The 21,636-nt window shown below is 56.0% G+C and carries 20 protein-coding genes and 1 riboswitch; of the genes, 6 read left to right on the top strand and 14 right to left on the bottom strand.

All coding sequences use genetic code 11. The features are described from left to right. Positions 1-40 precede the first annotated feature (40 nt). Positions 41-922: a LysR family transcriptional regulator gene (locus CAP48_RS06565; protein ID WP_100695205.1), complete on the bottom strand. Its 882-nt coding sequence runs from the start codon at positions 920-922 to the stop codon at positions 41-43. Positions 923-1,250: 328 nt separating this feature from the next. On the opposite strand from CAP48_RS06565, the gene CAP48_RS06560 reads away from it, so the two are divergent. From CAP48_RS06560 to CAP48_RS06545, 4 genes are all read left to right on the top strand, one after another. Further along, entirely contained in the window at positions 1,251-1,643 is a 393-nt protein-coding gene (locus CAP48_RS06560; protein ID WP_100695204.1) for a DoxX family protein, read from the top strand. 374 nt (positions 1,644-2,017) lie between these two features. After that, a complete protein-coding gene (locus tag CAP48_RS06555) occupies positions 2,018-2,812 on the top strand; it encodes a class III extradiol ring-cleavage dioxygenase (RefSeq protein WP_100695203.1) in 795 nt (264 codons plus the stop codon). An 80-nt stretch (positions 2,813-2,892) separates the two neighbouring features. Further along, entirely contained in the window at positions 2,893-3,753 is an 861-nt protein-coding gene (locus CAP48_RS06550; RefSeq protein ID WP_100695202.1) for a DMT family transporter, read from the top strand. Positions 3,754-3,836: 83 nt separating this feature from the next. Next, a complete protein-coding gene (locus CAP48_RS06545; RefSeq protein ID WP_100695201.1) occupies positions 3,837-4,640 on the top strand; it encodes an exodeoxyribonuclease III in 804 nt (267 codons plus the stop codon). A gap of 161 nt (positions 4,641-4,801) precedes the next feature. Here the strand turns inward: CAP48_RS06545 and CAP48_RS06540 are convergent, their stop codons facing one another. The 6 genes from CAP48_RS06540 to CAP48_RS06515 all read right to left on the bottom strand — a co-directional run bounded on the left by CAP48_RS06540 (position 4,802) and on the right by CAP48_RS06515 (position 10,575). Continuing rightward, the gene (locus CAP48_RS06540) at positions 4,802-6,076 is read right to left on the bottom strand and encodes a cytochrome c (RefSeq protein WP_100695200.1); all 1,275 of its coding nucleotides are present in this window, start codon (positions 6,074-6,076) and stop codon (positions 4,802-4,804) included. Continuing rightward, a complete protein-coding gene (locus CAP48_RS06535) occupies positions 6,073-6,966 on the bottom strand; it encodes a c-type cytochrome (protein WP_100695199.1) in 894 nt (297 codons plus the stop codon). Before CAP48_RS06535 ends, CAP48_RS06540 begins: the two co-directional genes overlap by 4 nt. A 12-nt stretch (positions 6,967-6,978) precedes the next feature. Continuing rightward, positions 6,979-8,256 (bottom strand): MFS transporter, encoded by a 1,278-nt coding sequence (locus tag CAP48_RS06530; RefSeq protein ID WP_100695198.1) that lies wholly within the window; start codon positions 8,254-8,256, stop codon positions 6,979-6,981. Continuing rightward, the gene (metW, locus tag CAP48_RS06525) at positions 8,253-8,870 is read right to left on the bottom strand and encodes a methionine biosynthesis protein MetW (RefSeq protein ID WP_100695197.1); all 618 of its coding nucleotides are present in this window, start codon (positions 8,868-8,870) and stop codon (positions 8,253-8,255) included. Before metW ends, CAP48_RS06530 begins: the two co-directional genes overlap by 4 nt. Continuing rightward, entirely contained in the window at positions 8,867-10,063 is a 1,197-nt protein-coding gene (locus CAP48_RS06520) for a homoserine O-acetyltransferase (RefSeq protein WP_100695196.1), read from the bottom strand. Before CAP48_RS06520 ends, metW begins: the two co-directional genes overlap by 4 nt. Then, a riboswitch (SAM riboswitch) is annotated at positions 10,053-10,131 on the bottom strand. Its footprint overlaps the gene before it by 11 nt. 36 nt (positions 10,132-10,167) lie before the next feature. Beyond that, on the bottom strand, positions 10,168-10,575 hold the full coding sequence (locus CAP48_RS06515; RefSeq protein WP_153045657.1) for a hypothetical protein: 408 nt from the start codon (positions 10,573-10,575) through the stop codon (positions 10,168-10,170). 190 nt (positions 10,576-10,765) lie between these two features. Between CAP48_RS06515 and gshA the strand changes: the two genes are divergently transcribed. Together gshA and CAP48_RS06505 are read left to right on the top strand one after the other, a co-directional pair. Next, positions 10,766-12,334, top strand: coding sequence for a glutamate--cysteine ligase (gene gshA, locus CAP48_RS06510; RefSeq protein WP_369806344.1), 1,569 nt, complete (start codon positions 10,766-10,768; stop codon positions 12,332-12,334). 12 nt (positions 12,335-12,346) lie between these two features. Continuing rightward, positions 12,347-13,444, top strand: coding sequence for an aromatic ring-hydroxylating dioxygenase subunit alpha (locus tag CAP48_RS06505; RefSeq protein ID WP_100695194.1), 1,098 nt, complete (start codon positions 12,347-12,349; stop codon positions 13,442-13,444). 43 nt (positions 13,445-13,487) lie between these two features. Here CAP48_RS06505 and CAP48_RS06500 read toward each other — a convergent pair whose 3' ends face one another. From CAP48_RS06500 to CAP48_RS06470, 7 genes are all read right to left on the bottom strand, one after another. Next, positions 13,488-13,679 (bottom strand): DUF3008 family protein, encoded by a 192-nt coding sequence (locus tag CAP48_RS06500; RefSeq protein WP_100695193.1) that lies wholly within the window; start codon positions 13,677-13,679, stop codon positions 13,488-13,490. Between the two features lie 298 nt (positions 13,680-13,977). Continuing rightward, the gene (locus tag CAP48_RS06495) at positions 13,978-15,429 is read right to left on the bottom strand and encodes a glycosyltransferase family 2 protein (RefSeq protein ID WP_100695192.1); all 1,452 of its coding nucleotides are present in this window, start codon (positions 15,427-15,429) and stop codon (positions 13,978-13,980) included. Between the two features lie 95 nt (positions 15,430-15,524). Further along, positions 15,525-16,658, bottom strand: coding sequence for a glycosyltransferase family 2 protein (locus CAP48_RS06490; RefSeq protein ID WP_161495210.1), 1,134 nt, complete (start codon positions 16,656-16,658; stop codon positions 15,525-15,527). 135 nt (positions 16,659-16,793) lie between these two features. Then, positions 16,794-18,122: a PIG-L family deacetylase gene (locus tag CAP48_RS06485; RefSeq protein WP_100695190.1), complete on the bottom strand. Its 1,329-nt coding sequence runs from the start codon at positions 18,120-18,122 to the stop codon at positions 16,794-16,796. After that, complete coding sequence (locus CAP48_RS06480) at positions 18,116-19,300, bottom strand: acyl-CoA dehydrogenase family protein (protein ID WP_161495209.1); 1,185 nt, start codon at positions 19,298-19,300, stop codon at positions 18,116-18,118. Before CAP48_RS06480 ends, CAP48_RS06485 begins: the two co-directional genes overlap by 7 nt. After that, entirely contained in the window at positions 19,287-20,381 is a 1,095-nt protein-coding gene (locus tag CAP48_RS06475; RefSeq protein WP_100696666.1) for a glycosyltransferase family 4 protein, read from the bottom strand. The genes CAP48_RS06480 and CAP48_RS06475 overlap by 14 nt, the downstream gene beginning before the upstream one ends. Continuing rightward, on the bottom strand, positions 20,378-21,313 hold the full coding sequence (locus tag CAP48_RS06470) for a glycosyltransferase family 2 protein (protein ID WP_100695188.1): 936 nt from the start codon (positions 21,311-21,313) through the stop codon (positions 20,378-20,380). The genes CAP48_RS06475 and CAP48_RS06470 overlap by 4 nt, the downstream gene beginning before the upstream one ends. Positions 21,314-21,636 lie beyond the last annotated feature (323 nt).

Here is a 21,636-nt window from a genome sequence, read left to right as displayed (position 1 = left end):
CGATATGTTGTTGACCCCGCAATGATAAAGCAAGCATGCCCTATGGCGCCATGGCTGCAGAGAAAAAATCAATAAAGCTGCGCACTTTGGCCGTCTGATACTGGCGGCTGATATAACTGGCGAAAATATCCAGCGGCGGGCTGTCATGATCTGGCAGTAGGCGCAGCAGACGCCCCTGGCGCACGTCCTCCTCAACCAGCCATGCGGGCAGCATGGCAATGCCCATGCCGGCGATCACCAGCTTACGACTCAACGTGGTATCGTTCAGCTTCATCAGGCTATTGAGCTGGAACTTCATCCTGCCATCAGGGCCGTGCAATAGATAATCATTGCGATCGCGATAATTAGGGATGACGGCGCCATATTTTTCGAGGTCCTGCACAGACTGCGGCATACCCATTGCGCCGATGTAAGCCGGACTGGAAACCAGCACCAGTTGCACCGTGCCAATCTTACGTACAATCAATTGCGGTTCCGGCTCGTGCGTCACCCGGATGGCCAGATCCATCCCGGCCTGGGCAAGTTCAATCTTGCTATTGGTCAGATAAAGATCAAGCACCACCTTGGGATGTTGCTTCTGATATTGCGCCAGCAAACGCGCAATGCGGTCATTAGCAAACCAGACTGGCGCCGTTACGCGAAGCACGCCGGCAGGCTCACCCTGGCGGTCGGCCAGCGCCGCTTCTGCCTGCTCCAGCACATCCAGCGCATCAACACATTTGTCATAGTAAAACTGGCCGGCTTCGGTCAGACTCAGCTTGCGACTGGTACGATGCAAAAGCCGCGCCCCGACATGTCGCTCAAGATGCACAAGGTGCTTACTTGCCATGGGACTGGATACGCCCAGGTGGCGAGCGGCACCAACAAAACTGCCGACACGCACCACTTCACAGAAGACCTTGATACTGACCAGGGTATCCATGTACATCCCTCCTCTTGATCTCATCCGCATCGGCTAGCCATCGATGGCGCCATAAACGTGGCAAATATACGGCCGGAACGTCACAGATACGCCACAAACATGCTGCAAGCACGTTGCAACGGCTGCCCATATCATTTCCTGTCAGGAAATGGTCCGTTAATAATATCAGTATATCTTTCCTGCGGGAATACGATTAGACTGTATCAACCATTATCCGATACTGCACCAGCCTATAGATTCATTGTTTATTTGTGATTTTTCGCAATTACCGATAAAGTCACATGAGGCATCCGCCGTATCGATTATTCACCTGACTTAAGGATTAATCATGAAAACAGATCATCTGGTTCCTTACGCTCTTGCCCTGCTTCGTATTGTGTCCGGCTATACGCTGTTATTGCACGGCACTGCCAAATACCTGCATATCCCTCATGTTGCCATGTTCGATAATTTGCAGGCCCTGTCCATGCCCGGTATCGCAGGCATGATCGAACTGACTGCCGGCATTCTGCTTATTCTGGGCCTATTTACTCGTCCTGCCGCGTTTATCGCTTCGGGCATGACGGCAGTGGCGTATTTTTATGCCCATGCTCCCCAGGGCAACGCCCTGTTCCCGCTGATGAACGGCGGCGAGACCGTCGTGCTTTACTGCTTCATCTTTCTGTTTATTGCAGCAGCAGGTCCGGGTACATTCAGTATCGATACGCGCCGCAAGGCCTAAGCCCCATCTGGATTCCGGCGCGGACAAGCCCGGCACTGGCCGGGACGCGCCAGGCTTCCCGTCATTTTCTTCGGCTTGTCGTATTGTCAGCACCTGCCCTGCCGGCATGAACAGGCGGTGAGCTACTGCCATTTTTTTTCGCCCGCTCGGATCAGGCCTCTACCCTTGCAGCCATATCGGCACAGGCGAGACGTAAACTAACGAGACGGACAGCCGCAAGATACATATGGCGGAGTACAGAGACGAGCGACACAGAGACGTCGGCCCTATACGCGAGGCACATACGTCCGAGGTAAATACCCGGCCCCACAATAACGCGGTGCCACCATGTGTGCCAACTTGAGCCCGTCCCACTTCCTTACGGAGCGCGTGATATGACAATGCCCGTTTATTTTATTTCGCACGGCGGCGGCCCCTGGCCGTGGGTCGCTCAATGGCAAGCCATGTACACTGCCTTGCGTGAGTCGCTCCAGCGCCTGCCGGACCAACTGCCGGCCATACCCAAGGCCGTGCTGATGGTGTCGGCCCATTGGATTACAGACGATATCACCGTCAGCACCGGCGAGCAGCCAGGCATGCTCTACGACTACTCTGGGTTTCCAGAACATACGTACCAAGTGCAATACCCTGCGCCCGGAGACCCTGTGCTGGCAGCGCGTGTGCAATCCCTGCTTCAGACAGGCAGTATTGCCGTCAGGCAGGACGCCAAGCGCGGCTTTGATCACGGCGCATTTGTCCCCATGGCAGTGGCCTTTCCGGCTGCGGATATCCCCCTGGTCCAGCTTTCCATCCGCAAAGATTTTGACCCGCAATTTCATCTGAGGCTAGGGCAGTTGCTGGCCCCACTACGACAAGAAGGCGTGCTGATCATCGGCAGCGGCCTGAGCTATCACAATCTGCGGCTTCTGGACCGGCGCGGTGCACAACCCTCTGCGCAATTTGACGCCTGGCTGCAACACGCTGTCGTGGACAGCAGTCCACAGCAACGCGTCCAAAAACTGATCCAGTGGGAGCAGGCGCCCTCGGCCCGGCTGGCTCATGCGCACGAAGACCACTTGATTCCCCTGATGGTTGCCGCCGGCGCCGCGCAGCAGGATCCGGCTACCCTGTCCTATCACGAAACGCATGCCTTCGGTTCCATTACCGCATCCAGTTTTCGCTTCGGTTAAACCCATCCCGACCACGTCTATCGCTTGCTAAATACGGTCCCTGTCTCCACAATACGGGTTTGCTGATTGAACCCACTGACATGACACCGCGACAAAAAGGCCTGACCAGCGCGCATATTGCCGCCGTTTTTTTCGGACTCACCGGCGTGCTGGGCCACGTTATCCACGCAAGCCCCATGACCATTACTTTCGGTCGAGCGCTGTTTGCCGTGGCGGCGCTGTTAGTCGTTGCGTTTTGCCTGAAGGCCGCTATTGTGCGAGGCCTTGATCGCCGCAGCAGCATAGCGCTGCTCTGTTCGGGTCTGGCTTTGGCCATACACTGGGTGACATTTTTCATGGCCGTAAAAACCGGCGGCATTGCCATTGCCACGCTGGGTTTCGCTTGCTTTCCGGCCTTCATTACCCTTCTGGAAAGGCTGGTGCTCAAGGACGCGGTCAGTTTGCTGGACTGGATCCTGGTGGTACTGGTAATCAGCGGCCTGGTTTTGGTGACGCCAGCCATTGACCTGAACAATACGGGAACCATCGGCCTGTTCTGGGGCGTCATCTCTGCCATCACCTTTGCCGCCCTTGCGCTGATCAACCGCACCCTGGGTCGGCTAGATGCCATACAGGTCGCCTTCTGGCAGAATCTGGTCGTACTGGTTCTTTGCCTGCCCCTGGGAATGAGCGGCATGGTGCTCCTGTCAGGCGCCAGCCTGTTCTGGCTGATCGTGCTGGGCGTTATGTGCACGGCCCTCTCCCATTTCCTTTTCGTCCACAGTCTTCGCAGCATCCCGGCTCGCAGCGCGGGTCTGATCATTGCGCTTGAACCGGTCTATGCCATTGCCTTTGCAATGATTCTGTTCAACGAGCAGCCCACACTGCGAATGACGCTTGGCGCAATCTTGATTATCGTCGCGGCCGTCTGGCCCAGAAGACAGACCGGGCATACCGCGTAAGTCACAGATCGTAGCGCCAGCTTTATATCTACCAGAAGCGCTACAATAGTGCTGCGCCGATTCATCAACAAAAAGGATTCCCCGTGCTTCGTGTTACTTCGCTCAATGTCAATGGCCTGCGTTCAGCCTTTCGCAAGGGGCTGGCCCAATGGATGGAACACCATAATGCAGATGTCATTTGCCTGCAGGAAATCAAGATCCAGGATGCAGACCTGATCGACCAGCTACGCCATCCGCTCAATTACACCGGCTATTTCTGCCACGCAGAGAAAAAAGGTTACAGTGGCGTGGGCCTGTATGTGAGACACGATGCCAATGTCAACGCAGGCATGGCTTGCGACGAATTCGACCGTGAAGGCCGGATCCTGCGTGCCGACTTCAAGGACCTGACCATCATTAGCGCGTATCTTCCTTCGGGTTCAAGCGGCGAAGAACGCCAGGCGGCCAAATTCCGTTTCCTGGACCATTTCGGGCCGTGGGTTGATGCCATGATGGAAGACTATCGCAAGACCGGTCACAATTACATTATCTGCGGCGACTGGAATATCGCGCATAAGGAAATTGACTTGAAAAACTGGAAGGGCAACCTGAAGAACTCCGGATTTACGCCGCAAGAGCGTGCCTGGATTTCAGATGTGTTTGACCGAAGGGGGTTCGTAGACGTTTTCCGAAAAATCAATAACGAACCGGACCAGTACACCTGGTGGAGCAATCGTGGCCAGGCTTGGGCAAAGAACGTAGGCTGGCGTATCGATTACCAGATCGCCACGCCCGGCATTGCCGACAAAGCCATCGCGACATCCATTTACAAGGATGAGCGCTTCTCTGATCACGCCCCGCTTACGATTGACTACGACTGGAATCTGGAACCGGTAAATCGCGCCTGATAACAAACCCGGCAGTCAGCGCAAAAGGCCCACGACTGTTGCCCTTTCGGACCCGCAGCGCTGCCTGCTTTCCGCTTCACCGGAAGGCGCACACGCATGCGCGACGGCTCGAACCACAGGGCGGACCTGCTACCGCCCCCGCCACTGCGCCTGCGATGGCCTTAATCGATATTTCGAACGCGATTGACACGACGCTGATCGACGCCACCGGACTTGTTGCCCCAAGTATTACGAATGTAAGTGGCCGCCGCAGCAATTTGCATATCGTTCAGGAAATGGCGAAACGGCGGCATACCGTAAGGTTGCGGCGTTTTTGCCGTGGTGGGCGTAAATCCTCCGTCCATGATCACCCGCAACAGACCGGTCACATCCTGCCCTTTTACCAGGCTATTTCCGTCTAATGCAGGCCACGCCTGTGGCACGCCCTTGCCATCCGCTTGATGGCAGGCGGCACAATACTGGCCGTATATTTCTCGCCCCATGGAATACAGCGTGTCATTCACATTACCGCTGCTTTCCGTCTTTAGCCCGGCTGCCGGCAGCGACTTCAGATAAAGCGCAATATCCGAGACATCCCTTTGGTTCAGGTACTGAACCCCGCGCAAGGCCTCGCTCATCGGGCCAACGACAAACCCATGGACAGACCCACCGGTCAATAGCAAGTCGGCAATATCCTGGGTGCTCCATGCATCCAGCCCGCCGTCTTGATCGCCGGTCAGCGCAGGCGCATACCAGATCCCGTCGGGCATTTTGCCGCCCTGCAAGGGGCGGTTTTGATCCATACCGCCCAGACTGCCGCGCGGGGTATGGCATTCGGCGCAGTGCGCCACGCCTTCTACCAAATGCCTGCCCCGTACTATCGGATCGTCTGATTCTTCGGTGTGAGCCACGGCATCCGCAGGACGAAAATACAGCGCGCGCCAGAATGCCAGCAAAAAGCGCATATTGAACGGCGCTTGCAGGTCATGCGGCGGCGCCTGCCGGTCGCTCGCCGGCAGCGTTTTCAAATAACTGAAAATGGCATCGGTATCGGCGCGGCTCAGATGCGAATAGCTCTGGTATGGGAAGGCCGGATACAGCAACGCGCCGTTGGGCCTCTTGCCATTGTGCAGGGCGTGCCAGAAGTCGTCGGCAGTCCAGCGGCCAATGCCGTGCTGCGGATCCGGCGTGATATTTGGCGCAAAGAATGTGCCGAACTCCGTCTTGAGCGCGCTGCCGCCGGAAAATTCCGGCGTATCCACCGCTGTATGACATCCGACACAATTGCCTATCTGGGCCAGGTACTTTCCCCGAGCAATGATCGCATCTGAGGCGTCGCCATCGGGCATAGAGGAAGCCACCAGCGTCCCATCGCGCGAACCAAGCCAATACATCGTGCCTGCCACTAGCAGGGCGACAATCACAATGGACGCAAAGACTTTTGACAACCATTTCATTGCCCTGCTCCTGAAACTTCCTGAATGCCACAGGTCACCGGTAATTTGGCCGGCTCATTGATATCGCCCGCAAGACGCGGATCCTGGCTCGATAGCCACGCCGCGACGGCCTGCACCTCGGCCGAGGTCATTTTTCTGGCGATATCACCCATGCAATCGGGATCCACCGAATGACGGATGCCATATTGCCAGGCGCCCATCTGGGCGGTAATGTATTCGTTAGTCAGACCCGTGAGCCCCGGAATGCCCGGCTCCATTCCTTTCAGGTTATCACCATGACAGGCGACACAGGCCGGAACGTCGCGCTCAGGCGCGCCGTGGTGAACCAACTGCTCCCCCTGTCGCAACATGAGCGGTGATACCCGCGGCGGCGTAATGGATTCATAGTCGGGTTGTTGTTTGCTGAACCAGACGGCAATCTCATACAAATACTCGTCTGACAGCGTCACAAGAAGGCGCTGCATGGGCAGATATTCACGTTTGCCTTCGCGAAAGCGCAGCAACTGCTGATAAAGATAATGCGCGGGCTTGCCGGCAATACGGGGATAGAAGGTATCGGCGCCCTGCACACCAGTGGCGCCGTGGCACATGGTACATGCCGCCAGTCGCGCTTCCAGCGAGCCCGGGGCGCCCACCGGAATCCGGTTTTCACCGTTGATCGGGTTTGCAGGCGTCGCAGGCGTTGCCCGTGGGGATCTTTCCGGCGCCTGCGCGCCTGGCGCCTGGCCAGGATCACTCATGTTGCCGCGCGTTGTCGATACGCTATTGGTCGGCTCCCCGCCAGCGGCCGGTTCAGGCTGGGCCGGCGTCTGCGCCATTGCGGCAGACAATATCAATATGCAAGGCAAAGTGGCGGCCGCCGTAAACAGGCCCTTTAATCTCAAAGTCATTATTCGTCTCGTTCAATCGACAGCGCCGGCCTCACCGGCGGGCGATGGGTCTTTTTCCAGCGCCATGATGCCGCTGCGCATAAACCACAGCACAAGCAATCCCGGCAAAGCAATGAAAAAAGTGAATACAAAAAACGCCGGCCAGCCATAAGCCTCAACAATTGGCGGAGTCAGCGGCCCTGCCACAAACACGCGGCCCACTGCCGACAGGGCAGACAGCAGTGCGAACTGACTGGCGGTAAATTGCACATGACATAATGCCATCAGCAGTGCGACAAATGCGGCGGTACCCAGGCCACCGCAAAGATTCTCAAAACCGACGCCCAGCGCCATCAGCGGCAAATTCTGCGGATACAGCGCAATGACCATATACATCAGATTGGACAGCGCCTGCAGCAGGCCAAAAACCATCAGCGAGCGGTACAGACCGAGTTTGCCCATGATCCCACCGCCGATGAGCGCACCAATAATAGTGGCCACCACGGCAAGAATTTTATTGACAGTACCGACCACTTCCGGAGAAAAACCGGCCCCCCGGATCAGAAAGGTGGTCGATAGCGCGCCGGCAAAGGCGTCTCCCAACTTGTACAGCACAATCAGTGCCAGGAAATTGATTGCGCCCTTGCGCGAAAAAAACTCCTGAAATGGCACGGTAAATGCATCATATAAAGTGCGCGGCGCCACGTTGGCCCCTGCTGCTTCAGGCTCTGGCGCCAGCCAGGTGAGCACTGCCGCGCCGAACATCAACAGGCCCATAAGAAAATACATGGCGCCCCAGCCCAGCCACGCAGCGGCCAGCCAAATTGCCAGCCCGCCCGACACCACCATGCCAATACGATAGCCCAATGTCCGGATCGCCGCGCCCGCGGCACGCTCCTCGTGCCTGAGCACATCGGCGCTATAGGCGTCAAACGCGATATCCTGCGTGGCCGACAGAAAAGCCACCACGGTGGCCAGGGCAGCAAGCCAGAACAGCGAGCGCGAAGGATCCAACAGCCCCATACCGCAAATGGTCAGGCCAAGCAGAATCTGTGACATGGCCATCCAGCCCCGACGCCTTCCCATAAACGGCGGCACAAAGCGATCAATAAAAGGCGCCCATAGAAACTTGAACGTATAGGCAGCGCCAACCAGGGTAAGGAAGCCGATTTCCGTGAGCGGAACGTCTTCTACCGTAGCCCAGGCCTGCAGCGTTCCACCCGTCAGGGCCAGCGGCAACCCACTAGCCAGGCCCAGCAGCAGCAGCGGATAGACGCGCGGGCTCAGGTACGGACGGATCATGTTCATCATGCGGCGCCGTTTCTGTCAGTCTCGAAATGATAAACCGCCAGTGTACTGCGCAAACTTGGCATCAGCGAAATCTCGGACTCTTCCCGGAAGGTGGCGCGCTCAAGAATGCGAAATCCCAGGCGTCTGGCCAGGTCTTCGAAGTCTTTGAGCGTACACAGGTGAATATTGGGCGTGTTATACCATTCGTAAGGCATCTGGCCGGTCACTGGCATCCGCCCGCGCAGTATGGAAAGACCATGGGTCCAGTGGCCGAAGTTCGGGAACGACACAACGCCATAGCGTGCAACTCGCCCCATTTCCTTCAGAATGTGCTCGGTATTGATCACCGCCTGCAGAGTTTGGGACAACACGACGGTATCGAATTGCTGGTCATCGAACATGGCCAGTCCTTCTTCCAGGTTCTGCTGAATGACACGCACGCCTTTATTGACGCAGGCAATCACCTGGGCATCTTCCTTTTCCACGCCGACTGCCGTGACACCGCGCCGATTTTGCAGGTGGGTAAGCAACACGCCGTCGCCACAACCGAGATCAAGCACCCGGGAATCATCGCGAATCCAGTCCGCGATACGCAGCAGATCGGCACGCACGCTCTTGGGTTCTGTTTTGCTCATGCTGCCTCCTGCTCAGATTGTTCCGCCTTCAGACCCAGGCTCGCGGCAATGCGATGATAATACGCCCGCACCACAGCGTGGTAGCGCGGGTCATCCAGCAAAAAGGCATCGTGGCCATGCGGCGCGTCGATCTCGGCATAGGTCACCTGCTGCCCGTTTTTGAGCAGCGCCTTTACCAGTTCGCGTGACCGCTCTGGCGGGAAGCGCCAGTCAGTAGAAAACGACACAGTCAGAAATTCCGCTTGCGCCGGGCGCAATGCCTCGGTCAGATCGCCCCCATGCCGGGCTGCCGGATCAAAATAGTCTAGCGCACGCGTGATTAGCAAATAAGTATTGGCATCGAAATATTTGGAAAATTTTTCGCCCTGATAACGCAGATAAGACTCGACTTCAAATTCGACATCATAGCCAAAGCGGAACTTGCCGTCTTCGGCCGGGTTACGCTGGGCACGGCCGAATTTTTCGGCCATGTCATCGTCCGACAAATAGGTAATATGACCCACCATGCGCGCAACAGACAGGCCACGGGCAGGCACGGTGTCGTACTCGTAATAGTTACCACCATGAAAATCCGGGTCACTGATGATCGCGCGTCGCGCCACTTCGTTAAAGGCGATGTTTTGTGCCGACAAATTGGTGGTGGTGGCAACAACAACACAATGGGCAATGCGTTCGGGCAATTCGATAGCCCAGCTCAGGGCTTGCATGCCCCCGAGGGACCCACCCATGACTGCGGCAAATCGGTCGATGCCGAAGTGATCGGCGACCCGCGCCTGCGCGCGAACCCAGTCTTCCACCGTCACAACCGGGAAAGAGGAGCCCCAGGGCTTGCCGGTAGCAGGGTCGATAGAAGCCGGTCCCGTGGAACCGAAGCAGGAGCCCAGGTTATTGACACCGATGACAAAGTAAATATTCGTATCTACCGGCTTTCCCGGCCCGACCATATTGTCCCACCACCCCACATCCTTTTCATTGTCGGGCGAGACGCCCGCCACGTGATGCGAGGCGTTGAGCGCATGACAGACAAGCACGGCGTTGTTGCGCTGCGCGTTGAGCTTGCCATAGGTTTCCACAGCGAGCGTGTATGACGGCAGCACCTGGCCACTACTGAGTGTGAGCGGTTGTTCGAACTGAAGAAATTGGGGCGTAACCACGCCCACAGATTGCTGTGATGTTGAATTTTTAGAAACCATACGGACCTTTTTAGCGGGATTTTTGAGGCGCCCGCAAGCGGATCAGACAAATCGGCGCCGACCTTTATCGCATTGTATCATTTTAAAAACAAGCCGGGAGTCGGCTATCTGAGCGACATGCCATTGAGAAACTCGTCGGCAACCGGCTCATTCAAGGTGTTGTCCTGTCCGGCGACATAGGCCTGGGCGATAACGCCGTTGCCGGCAAACACCTTGACATAGACACTGGCATTCTCGTCACCCACCGCTTTCCTGAAGGTCAGCTTCTGCCCGAATGCGGGCAGCGACTCGGGCACCGGTTCGTTCATGCTGGCGTATACCGAGCGCAGCAGCGCCTGGCCGGCCTTGCGCGTACTGGCCTCATCCTGTTTGCCCTCTGGCAGCAGGCTGTAGACCACTGCAAACACCTGGTCGTCTACCAGCGCCATTTCCATGGTAAATGGATATTCCACGCCTTCGACTTCTGTCGTTCGCGATTCGCTGCGCGGCTTGTCAGGGAAAATTGCCTGCATGCGCCCGCCTGCAATTTTCACCTCGCGCCAATCGTATTTTGGCGAACACCCCGCCAACAGAACCATGAAAAAAACAAGAGCCAGACGCTTGATCACCTGTACCACCCAAATTAATTAATTCGAAACAAACCGTTTAAAACTGAAAAGCAGCGGAACTCCCTTAAAATCAGCAATTATTGATTTCAGAGACATCTCAGGACGACTTGTGCAGCGCATGACCACACTACAGCAGCATCGAGACTCGCTAACTCATATTCTACGCGGAATTGAACGCGAAGGGCTACGGATTGACCGGGATGGCGCGCTCGCCACCACACCGCACACAACCCTTCTGGGGTCGGCCCTGACTCATCCGAATATTACCACCGACTATTCCGAATCGCTGATCGAGCTGATTACCGGAACCCACACGTCGGTGGACACCCTGCTCGACGAGCTGACCGACGTACATCGCTTTGCAAGCCGCCAGTTTCCATCCGAAAGCATCTGGATGCAGTCAATGCCGGGCCCTCTGCCGCCCGATGACCAGATCCCCATTGCCACCTATGGCACATCCAACAGCGGCACGCTGCGCCATGTATACCGACGCGGGCTGGCTGAGCGCTACGGTCGCACCATGCAATGTATCGCCGGGCTGCACTATAATTTTTCGCTGCCCGACTCGCTGTGGCAGCAGTTGGACCTGGACGGCGCAACCGAAATCGAACGACAGTCTATCGGCTATATGGGTCTGATCCGCAACTTCACCCGATACAACTGGCTGCTAATGTACCTGTTTGGCGCGTCGCCGGCAGTGCCGCGCTCATTTTTGGGCGACCGGCCAAATCCCTTGCGCCAGCTGGATCACGACACGCTATATCTGCCCTATGCCACCAGCCTGCGCATGAGCGACCTGGGCTATCAGAACGATGCTCAGGCCGGCCTGAGAATGTGCTACAACGACCTGTCCACCTTCGTGCGAAAAATGTATCATGCCGTCACGCAACCCTGGCCCGAATACCAGGCGCTAGGCACCCATCGCGACGGCCAGTGGATTCAACTGAACACCAATGTGCTGCAGATCGAAAATGAATACTACTCAACCATCCGGCCCAAACGGACAACGGCGCGCGGCGAGCGGCCCATCACGGCGCTCATGGAACGCGGTATCGAGTACGTTGAAATCCGTTGCCTGGATATCGACCCGTTCAGCGCTATTGGTATTTCGAATGCCACCTGTCATTTTATGGACGCGTTCCTGCTGTTCTGTGCCGTGCACGACAGCCGGCTTTTCCCTTATGACGGCTTCTGTGAAGAAAGCCAGGCCAATTTCACCGATGTGGTCAATCGCGGGCGCGATCCGGCATTACGCCTGAGCAGCAACGGCGAAGACATTTCCATCCCAGTCTGGGGCAACCAGTTACTTGACCAGGTCGCGCTGTATGCCAAAGAACTGGACATTGCCTTTAGCACAACGCAGTACAGTGCGGCGATCCAGGAACAGCGCCACAAGCTGGACGACGTATCGGCTACGCCTTCGGCACGTATATTGCAGGAGCTCAAAGACAGCGGCCTCAGTTTTGCCGACTATACCCAACTGCAAAGCCAGCGTCTGACAGATGAACTGCGCTTTGGCGAACTGTCAGCCGAAACCGAGCAGCAAATGCGTGCCAGCGTCAAAAAATCGCTTGAAGAACAGGCCGCAATAGAAGCGTCTGACAACGAAAGCTTTGATGAATATGTCGAGCGTTATATGGCAGCCCTGAAACGGCCTGAATAAACGGAGATTCCCATGTTTCTGAAGAATGCATGGTATGTCGCGGCCTGGAGCCACGACATCGGCCATGAGCTCTACCCATTGCAATTGCTCAGTGAATATCTGGTGTTCTATCGCCAGCAGGACGGCCAGGTCGTCGCCCTTGAAGATGCCTGTCCGCACCGCAAACTGCCTTTATCCATGGGACGTCTGGTCGATGATGCCGTCGAATGCGGCTATCATGGGCTTACGTTCAATGGCCAGGGCGCCTGTATTTTCGCGCCCGGCGCAAAAATCCCCCGGGCCGCCACTGTTAGAAGTTTTGCCATTGCCGAAAAGTACGGACTGGTCTGGGTATGGATGGGCGATCCGCAAAAGGCCGACGCCTCGCTGATTCCGCAAATTGCGGAGTATGGCGACCCGGCATGGGGCATCAACCAGGGTGACGCCATGATCGTCGAGTGCAATTATCTGTACATGACCGACAACCTGCTGGACCCCTCGCACGTGGCATGGGTGCATCGCAGCTCTTTTGGCAACAGCGCCTGTGCAAACGAACCCCTGACCACGACGGTTACGGACAACGGCGTGATCGTATCGCGCTGGATGTACGATACCGAGGTCGCCCCCTTTTACGCAAAATTCGTCAAGTTTTCCGGCAACTGCGACCGCAAGCAGCACTATGAAGTGCGTTATCCTTCCCACGCCATCATCAAAGCCATCTTTACGCCTGCGGGCACGGGAGGCGATCAGGCGCCGCTGCATCCGGACGTGTTCCTGATGGACTCCTATAACTTTCTGACGCCGGTAGACGAAAAAACCACCCGCTACTTCTGGTTCCAGCTCAGAAATTTCAGTGCCAATGACGCAGACGTCTCGCGCCAATTCGCCGAAGGCGTACGCAAGGCATTTGAAGAAGACCGGATCGTACTGAGCGCAGTCCAAAAAGGCATGGACAATCGCCGCACGCCCTTCATCAATCTTAAACTCGACGGCGGGCCGATCAAGTTCCGCAAGGGTCTGGATCGCCTGATCAGCCAGGAACAGGAACAAACCAGCCCACCTGCTGCAACGGCAGAAAACAGGGCTACCATCATTCCGATTGAGCAAGCCGCTATCGCGCAACCCGATTAACATCGGTTGCGAAATGCAACGCGCACTGCGTTGCATTTTTCGCTCAGTCTTTTTTGTTCACGTGTTCCGGCTTGCCTTTTCGCTTGGTAGAGGCCAACTCTTCAAGTTCTTTTTCCGTCATGGAATCATGCATGGATTTGGAAGCGCCTTTGAGGCTGCTGACTTTTGTTTCTCCGCGCTTGGCAGACAGTGCCGCGCCCGCCGCTTTCTGTTGATCCTGGGATTTTGCTGGCATTGATCAATCTCCTGTATTCGAATCATTAACATCGGGTGATCATCCACACGCAATATAACAACTGCGATAATGCGTCTCTTGCGATCACATTTGTGACCATATCATTATTGGTCGGGGCACTGGCACAGCTTTGGGTATCGGTTTGTGTTCATTTTGTTATCAGATGCGAGCCTGCATGCCGTCCCGGGGCGGCGGTTAATGAATGCTTACAAAAACCGCCCAGCGGCTCGTGCAGTCGCCAACTCCCATTTTGCGGCGCTGGCGCGGCGCGCTGATCCGACGCAATCGCCTGGCGACCTCAACGCGCCCGCAAATGATTGCGGTAGCGCAGCAATCGCCGACTGGTCAGCCACTGAAAAGGCAACATAAGCGCCAACAATATTCCCGCCACCACAACCGATGGCTGAGCCATCAATAAGCCCTGGAGAACCGCCAAGCTGCCAACGATAGCGACCACCGTCGTGCTGATGCTGCGTACTACGCCAGAATCGTCGCAAAGACTCTTGTTGGTACGATGAAATATTCGGGACGCCGGCAAATTGCCTGTAAAGGTGGCCATGGAACTTCTGGCGGCAAGGGCCCAGGAAACGACAAACGTATCCAGCACCTGAGCCAGCTTTGTGCTCGAACCCGAGAGGCGAATAAAGACAAACCGGGACACAAAATCAAGAATAATCGTTGCCGCCGCCATTGCCAGCGCCCATGCAGCCTGGCCCGACAATGGCTGATACCCGGCAAACAACGGAATCAGAAGCATAAAGACCATCGGTATCAGCAAGAAGGCAAACCAGGCCGACAGTTGGGATAAAATAGCCACCAGATAGGTTTTTTTCACGGTCATAATTCGTGTGAAATATCGGGCAAGAACCTGGAAATTCCCATGAATCCAGCGCTCCCTTTGCTTTTCCAGATCAAAGAAGGTAAACGGTAACAAACCTGCCCCTGCCGACTGTCCAATATAGCGCCCACGGAACCCGCGCATATGCAGTTGGAGTCCGATTTCTGCATCTTCGGTCAGGGTCGACGTTTTCCATCCGCCCAATGTATTGAGCGCATTGACCGCAATCACTGACAAGGTACCGGTCAGCAGCATGGTATTGGCCGCATCGGCGGCTCTGCTCACAGTCGCAAAATACAGGCCCAGTTCATATTTCAATCCTGCAGCGCCTTCGCCCCGATAAGATTGTGGAAACTGGATGTAGTCGTATTCGTTGTGTGCCAGCAAATCGGATGCGCGATTCAGAAAATCTCTGTCCACGGTGTAATCGGCGTCCACAATCACAACGTGGGTCGATCTGCAACTGCGCAACCCCAGTGCGATATCCAGTGCGCCAGCCTTGGCATTGGCGACATTCATGCAATGATAAAACCGGACCCGCGGCCCCATTTGCAGGCAGTGTTCACTGACGGGCGTCCATAAATCAGGATCGCTCGTATTATTGTCGATCACAAGCAGTTCGAAGTCATCATAATGGGATGCCAGAATGGAATCTATTGTTTTAATGACAATATCGGGTGGCTCGTTGTGCGTGGGCAAATGTACAGAAAAAAACGCTGCACCATAACTGGTCAATGCGGCCGGATGGCCTGATCTTGCGGTGGCGCCGTCATCTACCGCTGTGATTGCTTGCCGCCTGTTCTTTTTCCAGTTAACAAGCAGCACAGACCATTTGAGGCCCCAACTCACAACGAACACAACGGTGTTCGCGTACACGGCAAGAATACTTATAGCCAGAATCCATTTCATCATTATATTTCCTGATATCGGCGCGGTGAATGTCTGCAAAATATGTTCACATTCGGCTTGCGTAAACGCTGAACAGGCGCACTAAACAATCATTTTTATCAAGACATATCAAACTCACTCATATGCATCAACATGGCCTCGATTTTTTTCAGTTGAACCGGCAACTGGCTATACAGTACGCGTTGGGGTCGCAGGCAGTACGCATGCAGTTCAAGCTGTTGCCATAACATCCCGAATCGCCTGATTTTGTCCAGCGTCTCGTAACGTGAGGGCTCAATCTTCAGAAACGCATACAGATCATGACGACTTCGTCCCTGCTGCAACGCCCGGCGTGCTGTAGCCCGCGTGCCCGCACGCAGCAGCACCAGATCCGCAGGCTCCAGTGATTCATCAATCAAAAAATCCTCATTGCCTGCCCGGATACGCAAGGCCTGCGCCATGCCGCCTTGCGCCCTTCCGTCCATGCGACAGGAGGTAACCACCCTGGCCCTATCGCAATAACAGATGCGATAGTCATGCAAAGCCACCCGCAACGCCAAAGCCCGGTCTTCAGCTAGCGGCACAGCCGGGACGCCCCCCACCTCATCATGCACCTGTCTGCGGATAGCAAGGCTGGCACCGGAAACCTGATTGTGATGTGGCCAGACGTTATCCGGGTCTGGATCCAGTTGATGGATCAGTTCAAGACTGGCCTGCCGATACTGCCCTTCCAACGCGTTCTTCCGATGAATGGCGCAAATTTGCTGATATTGCGGGTGTGATTGATCCAGCAAAATGTCGCCGCATACCAGATCATAGCCGGCAGCAATCTGCGCCAGATTGGCTGACACCCAGTCAATATGAGGCCGGGAGTCTGCATCGGTGCACAGAAGAACACCATCGGGCCGCACCGAAAGCGCAGCCCATTGCATCGCCATTCTGCGAACATAGCCAGCCTCGCAAGCATGCGCCGCCACCGTAATATTGACAATTTCAAGCGGACAGCCTGTCTGACTTGCCCATGCCGCAGCCAGCGCCTGAGTAGTATCGGTGGTGTTGTTGATTACAAGCAAAATCTTGCCCGTCCCGACCGCAAGCTGCATACTTTGCCAGCACGCATCCAGGCAGGCAACGATCGTAGCCTGCTCATTTTTGGCCGGAATAGCAATCACATAAGACAATGGGCAGTTTGCCAATTGCGCAACGTAACCGCAGTGATCATTCAGCTGCACGCCATCTTCTGTAGTAATCATAGTCTTCCAGATAATTATTAATATATTGCGCAAATCAACTGTTACCAGTCGGAACCAATAAGTCATTCGCGCCTCAGGACAAGATACGGTCCTGCCCGTTGCCTGCGAAACCACTGCGGCCTTTGCAGGCCTTTTTCAAGCCGTCGGGTCGCCAATCCGGTTCAGAACCAGCAGACTATATTTCTCATAAGTCTGACTCAGGACACAGTCGACCTGCGCATAACGTCTGATGGCCTCGCAAAATATCGTGGCCGCCTGCTTACCGTGCAGCGCCTGGCATGTATCTCCCGAAAAGTTCACCACAATACAGTCGCCATTTTTTTCCCAGGTTCGGGCGATTTGTCCTGCCAGTTGCTCGATCTGCATGACATCGAGAAAGTAAAGAATTTCGGACAACACAATCAGATCGGCCGATTCTTGCGGCCACGCCTGGGGCAATGGCGCCTGCCGAAACTGAATCTGCGGGATATGACGGTTGCGGGCCCGCGCCAGATCAACGGCCACGCCGGAGATATCCAGCCCGATCACCTCATCACACCGCGCGGACAGTTTTTCGGTCAGGACACCAATAGAGCACCCGGCTTCAATCGCGCGTCGGTAGCGCGGCCGGGGCAAAGCAGACAATGTCGTCACATACTTGCTGTTCTCATATTCCGATGTCAGAAACTGCCATGGGTCCGAATCGTTCATGTAAAGCGCATCAAATTCCAGAGCCCGCGCCGCAATGTCATAGGAAATGAACAGCTCCGGGGTGTCCAGAAAGTGAGCCCGGGTCTCGGGCGCCATCACAAACCCTTGCGGATCGTCATCAATGAGCGATGTCATCTGGGAGCGGTAGCACTCTAGCGCACGCGCCTTGCGATTACGATCGCCCGTTCCGGTAAATTGATACAACGTACCCTCAACTGCCTGTGCCTCCGGCAGGAAGCGACCCCATATCGGATACTTGAACAGCACCAGTTGCGGCTGGCGAGCAAGCAGCAATTCGCCCAGGCGCGCAACGCGCTGATGGTCACAATGGGGGTCCTGCTCCCAGCTTGTCCATACGGCGGTGATCTTGCATTCGCGCACCAGTTGCTCCAGCCGTGCAATACAGGCTATCTGCTCTGACACCGTGTTTGGCGCACACTGGTCGTCGTAGTCCATAAACACAGGTACAACGTTGACGCCACCAACGACATCCAGCGCGTTCATACACTCCTGCCGTCGCAGCGCAGCCAGCGCGGCTTTGGGATAGCGCAACGATCCCGGATGCGACAGGTTGCCATTGGTGATGACGACCACAAACACCTTGCGGCCCGAATCACAGGCAGCAGCTATTGCCTGGGCGCAGCCCAGCGTTTCATCATCCGGGTGGGGAGACAGAATCAGTACATTTGCTTGGCCAGCCAGCGCCTGCACAGAGACCGCCGGCGCCTGTGCCGCCTGAACCAGCAACTGCCCGCGATGCAACGGAGTTACCATAAGCGCGTCCTGTCTTCGGCCTGGGCCAAATAAAGACGGCCGGCATTGAGCAACTTGCCGTCGGGGCCTGCCTGTCGCAAATAGATTGATAAATCCCGGCAGATTCTTTCCATATCCGATTGCGGCAGATGAGCCTCTACACCCAGCGCTTTTCTGGCGTCATTCATCAATGCTACTGCCATCTCTTCGGTCATTTCCCGACCCAGCAGCGCCATCTCTACAGCCGCGCGCTGATCGTCTTCATTCACGTTATTTTGGCCCTGCAAACCACGACAGGTCTCTACCTGCAGACTGACATCTCTTAGCAGCGAATACACAGCGACAAGCCGGGCGCGTGCCCGTGCCAGCCGCGTCAACTGTATCGGATCCTCTGCGCGTCCCTTTTGCACCAATCGAGTCCGCCATAGCCGGACAATCTGTTCGGCCGCACCGTGATGGGCCGCGCAGTATCGCCAGATCCCACCCTCGAAATAAGGCTCTTTGACATAATCACCGGGGCTGCCAATTAGCGCAGATTCCTCGATTTGCACGCCCTCAAAATCGTAGACACCCGACCATGTGGCCTTCATTCCGGAAACCCGCCAGGCAGACTTGTCCTGTCGCCGCTTCTCGCTCACACTGACCAATGCCAGGGCGACCCCCTGTGCCCCTCTGTTGAACGTCACAATCGCCTGGTCCAGCAACCCCAGCCCGGAGGCAAACGCCTTCTGCCCATGCAGCACATAATGCCGTGTTTTTGAGGCATCGTCTGACATCAACGTAGCGCTCAATGGTGTCGCGCCATCTGCGCCCCACACCCCCCACAACTGGCCCGCCAAGACTAGCGGTAGCCACTGGGCTTTCTGCGCCTGGCTGCCGTACAACGCAACCAGTTTCACTGCATTCATATGCCCTTCATAAAGACGCGCCACCGAAAGCGTCGCCCGCCCCAGCATGCGCAATGTCGCAAATGCCGTCAGCACAGAATGCGCATCATGCTCGCACCCCAGCCCCTGGCCTCCGTACTCACGAGGCACACATGCCGACAGCAGGCCGGCGCTGCGCAGCATCGCCATTTCCACGTCCAGATCCAGCCCCAATGCGTCCACATCTGCCGCACGGGCATACAGCGACTGTTCAAGCTCAAGCAGACTTGCCACATGGGAATCGTTCAGGCTCAGTGCCTCAGAATATCGCATATGGAATACTCCCGGTTTCGGTCTGCTGGCTCTCAGGAGCGATCGCATCTGGATTGAGCAGTTTTAGCCATTGTGCTTTTACCACCGCCAGAGAAAACGTCGGACTCATTGACACGCGCGGTCGCCGGCCGTCGCGCCAACTGGCCACCAACTCGTATACTGCCTGCTCGTCGTTCACATCCAGCGCCTGCCCGTCCCTGCGCCCCACCACCTCATCGACTGCCCCCAGACCGCGCTGCGCTACCACAGGTGTTCCCATGCTGTGGGCCTCGGCAAAAACCAGGCCAAAGGTTTCCGCAAACGTGCTTTGCGCATTGAACAGGCACAGGCTGCGTCGCATTTGCGCGTGCACCTGGGCTGGCCTGAGCTTACCGGTAAAATGCACCCCCTCACACGCTGGAACGGATCGCTCAAGATACCCGGGATTACAGACCAGCAGCGACAGTTGCGGCAGTCGTTGCCGCAGTTTCGCAAAATTGTCCAGAACCTGCTCCAGTCCCTTATGCGGAGAACTGGCAAACAGCAACTGATTGGTATCCACCACAGTTTGCGCCGAGGCTTCGGGTTTCGATTGATCGGTCACAACCGGGTTATAGATCACGCCAATTCTCGCCGATGGCGGCGAATCTTCGGTGATACCAAGCACGGCCAGCGTATGGCGCCTGTGACTGTGCGAGACGCAAATCATTTGCGCATTCGTATCGGCCAACACGTTCGCGGCATGCTTATGCGTTGCGCCCGTAAAATTATGTCGCCATAAAATCAGACGCGTTTGCGCGCAAGCATGCTTGTGCCACAGCGCGAGCAGTTTGAGCGAATTGATGATAATGACAACATCAAACCTGCACTGCCCTGCCAGCTTGCGCCAATCGGCGCCGGGCTCATAGCGCACTCCGGCAGCGCTGCATGTTGCCTCTTGCCGACAGTGCTGCATTACCACCAAATCATGATGGACCGCGAGTGCTTCTGCCACTCGGGCGGCTGTCAGCTCTGTCCCGCCCATAGCCTCGTTCTGCCATGTCTGCCCTTCGTATGGGCGGGGGCAGAAACCATCAACAATAGCAATCTTCAGGCGCTTCATAATACACCTGCAGCTTGCAATTGTTGTTGCAGTCGTTCGCGTGTCTCAGGGGTCATCATCGCCTCAGAAATGGCAACCGAAGCCGGATTGGAAATAAAATCGATTCGTAACTCAGACAGATCAATGGGCTGGGGGGCCACCTGCCCGGTTCGACGCCATGCGGCAATATCAGCCCAGATCGCGGCGCGGTCCGACTGGCGACCTTCGCTGTGATAGTCCGAGGCCTGAGCCATCGTCAGCGAATCGTCATACTCGAATTTCCGGAGCAGAACCTGGGGCAACAAATGCACCACTTCGCCAGCCATTATTAACCGATTGCGCATATCCCTGTCCTCTTCGATACTATTACGAAAACCGCCGTAACGACTAAACACCTGGGCGCGAAAAAGACCGGCATTGACCAGGATCCAGTCTCCAGACTGGTCCAATCGCCCCTGAATATTGGGGAAAAAATCGTCGACAAGGCGCAGGGCATTTTGCGCGATCAGACGCGATCCGTCCCAGCGGATCAATTCGTGTTCTGTGAGCACCAGTGAAACCGGCAGCCCCTGCTGCGGTTCATGGTCAAAGGCCGTCCAATTCATGCTACTGTCGGCAACGACGCGGGTATTGAAAAGGGTGCGCGCCTGCATCAGCACCTTGTCAGGCAAGGGCCGATCGTCGGAATCATGAAAGGTAATGGCATCTGACATTGAAAGCGCAATGCCGACATTTTTGGCCTGTGCCGTATGCATATTGCGCGCAAGACGAACATAGACAAAGTCCGGATGCTCAAAATACGGCTGCAGTACCCGACGGGTATCATCGGTAGATGCATCATCGATGATCGTGACTTGTTTGTTCGGGTAACTCTGACCCAATGCCGCGTCCACTGCACCTGCAATTAGCCCGGCACGGTTAAACGTTGGGATAATAATATTGACACGTTGCATATAGACTCTCTCTTAGAGAGAACAGGACTTCAGGGGAACGCGTACTGCCATTCCGATTTACATTTATATTTATAAACGGCCTGTAACCCTACTAATGTACACTAGTTGTCTGTAAACAATGTAACGGCAGCAATTCTAAAAAAATATGACGTTTTCGCGTCTTATTGCGCTTAGGGCAAAAAAACGGCGTGTTGATAATACGTAGCCCGGTGCTCGCCGGCCCTGGCCGACGGCCCGCAGGGCGCGTCCAGCCTAGCGGGACCATCGATGTCGCTAATTGAGACACACTCAACAAAGCCAGACAATTGATTTGGCCGTGTGAG

Source organism: Advenella sp. S44 (assembly GCF_002810445.1).
Lineage (GTDB): Bacteria > Pseudomonadota > Gammaproteobacteria > Burkholderiales > Burkholderiaceae_B > Advenella.
The sequence above is the reverse complement of the archived record's forward strand: the minus strand, read 5'-3'. Positions and strand labels throughout refer to the sequence as shown.